A 2,286-nucleotide genomic window follows, 5' to 3' on the forward strand; every position below is an offset into this window, starting at 1 on the left:
ACCGGCATTTTACGATGCTTCGCGATGACGAAGAATCCTTCAATCCCAACAAGTTGTGGGTTATTCAGGGCCGACTAAGTACCGCTGTCGCTTGCATCAGCAGCCAGAGAATCGAATGTGTCTTTCGGGCTGCCATCAGGATTGAACATCCGCTTCCGAACATCCCAGGTCGTGGAGTTGGCGCTGTCCCATGTCACAACGATGCTGCCATCAATCAGCACTGCGACGTCGGGTGCGCTTTGCTCATTGGTGATCGCAGTGTTCACCGAGCGAATCGCGCCGACGGGCTTACCAGAGCCGTCGAGCATCTGCATCTTGATGCCAAGCCCGCTGCCGTCGTTGGCTTGCCAGACCGCCACAAAGCCACCGTTCTTCAGAGCTGCCAGCTTGGGCTTCATATGCCCTGAGCCGCCGGTTGCGATCGAGAAGCTGTCGCCGAGGAACGATTTCATGCTACACCCTGCACACGTGAGAATAATGATTTAAATGATTTGTTATACCATTTCCTAACATGAGTAAACTCCCGTGTGAACCAAATGAATTTATGGTTTATGGAGAGAAGGAGCTGCCTTATCGCCGCATGTGGGGTATGGCGCTTTCAACCAGAACAGATAAAGCCATAGATTAGTGTCATGGATCCAATATGTTCGGGTAGAACTCAGAGATAAATACCTAAATTTATTTTCTAAACCTAAAGCATTTGTATGAGCGACATCATATTTCGATGTTTGGCTCTATGAAAACCCCAAATAGATTGTTTTGAAACTTCCTCTGGCTCAGGATAATGAGCAGCTTTGTGGAGGTATATGCTGTAGCGCTCCCGATGAAGTGCGGTCGAGGAGAGCAGTCACGTCCGCAATGATCGTGGGGAGAACCTGTGTTAAGCATAGGTCCGAGCATCACTTCAATAACGTAGGATCCTACACTCGCTACTATGGGCGCTGCCGCTCACCTCAGCCGGTTTGCAAAGCGCCCGTAAGCTGCCGAACGGACTCCATGCTGCAGGCTCAGGCTTTTCCATTCTGTCAAACCACGAAGAAATCGTGGTAGGTCAGCTTGAGCTTCTTCTCCAGAATCGCGATCTTCACCTTCGCGGCGGAGCCGGTGCCGTCCCTGTCGAAATAGAGAGAGCCTGTCTTGTCGTCGTAGATAATTCGGTCGGAGGAGTCCTTGGCCTTCACGCCCTTGACGAACATGCCGGATTTCGCCTTCTTCGGCGCTGTAAAGCTGCCTTTGCCGAGCTTTGCGAACACGTCGTTGTCAAGCCAGATCGTATCCTCCTTAGGGTTGTATTTGTAAATGCGATCGATATTGACTTTGAGTGGACTGGCGTCGAAGACGAAGATATCGCGGCCCCCTTCCCCATACAGCCGATCAGTGCCTGATCCGCCGAATATTGTGTCGTTGCCGGCGCCTCCATAGACTTGATCGAAGTCTGACCCTGCTTTCAGAACATCATCCCCGTTGTAGCCCTTGATGACGTCGTTGCCCGCTCCTCCCGTGATCGCGTTAGCGGAGCTCGAGCCGGAGAGATTGAATGACGCCTTGCTTGTTGGGTCTTGGAGGCTCAACAGCTCGATCTCGGCATCGGCGGAAAGAGCATAGCTCGTGGAGACGAGAACCGTGTCGAAGCCTCCACTGCCGACTTCCTTCACCGCATCGTCAGCGCTATCCAGCACATAGCTGTCGTCGCCGAGGCCGCCGATGAGAACGTCCCTGCCACCTCTTCCATCGAGATGGTCGGCCCCTCGTGTGCCGATCAACGTGTTGTCGAGGCTGTTCCCGATGAGATGCAACCCGGCGCTGCCAGCCGGGTTGAGAGCGACCAGATTTTCAATCGCAAGGCCTTCAGCAAGTGTGAAATTGCGGCTTGTCCGGATCGTATCGAATCCGGAGACATCAATGACCGTGTCTCCAAAGGGGTCGATGTAAACATCGTCGCCCGCACCGCCGTCCAAGGTATCGGCACCGGCTCCGCCATCCAGGGTGTCGCTTCCCTCGCCGCCGATGAGATGATTGATGTCCAGATCTCCCGTGATCTGGTCGTTGAACGCTGAGCCGATCACTCCCTGGATGCTGTCGTAGATATCGCCAGCCGCATGAGTGCCGCTGTTCAGAACTGGGCTTTTCAGCGAAACAGTTACTGCACTTGTGGCAGCGGCGTAGGAGACAAAGTCGAAACCTGTTCCTCCTTCGAGGAGATCGTTCCCTAGAGGCTGTTATGGACTGCGATGTAGTTTACAGCCTGCCGTAGCATGATGCAGACCAGTGCAATGACATGCAGGT

At 53.7% G+C, this 2,286-nt stretch carries 2 protein-coding genes; both read right to left on the bottom strand.

Annotated elements, in window-relative coordinates:
* Positions 1–74: 74 nt before the first annotated feature.
* The gene (locus JKG68_RS31940; protein ID WP_202066400.1) at positions 75–452 is read right to left on the bottom strand and encodes a hypothetical protein; all 378 of its coding nucleotides are present in this window, start codon (positions 450–452) and stop codon (positions 75–77) included.
* Between the two features lie 573 nt (positions 453–1,025).
* Positions 1,026–2,066, bottom strand: coding sequence for a calcium-binding protein (locus JKG68_RS31945; protein ID WP_202066402.1), 1,041 nt, complete (start codon positions 2,064–2,066; stop codon positions 1,026–1,028).
* Positions 2,067–2,286 lie beyond the last annotated feature (220 nt).

It is taken from the genome of Microvirga aerilata (assembly GCF_016743775.1).
In the GTDB taxonomy this organism is placed as follows: Bacteria; Pseudomonadota; Alphaproteobacteria; order Rhizobiales; family Beijerinckiaceae; genus Microvirga; species Microvirga aerilata.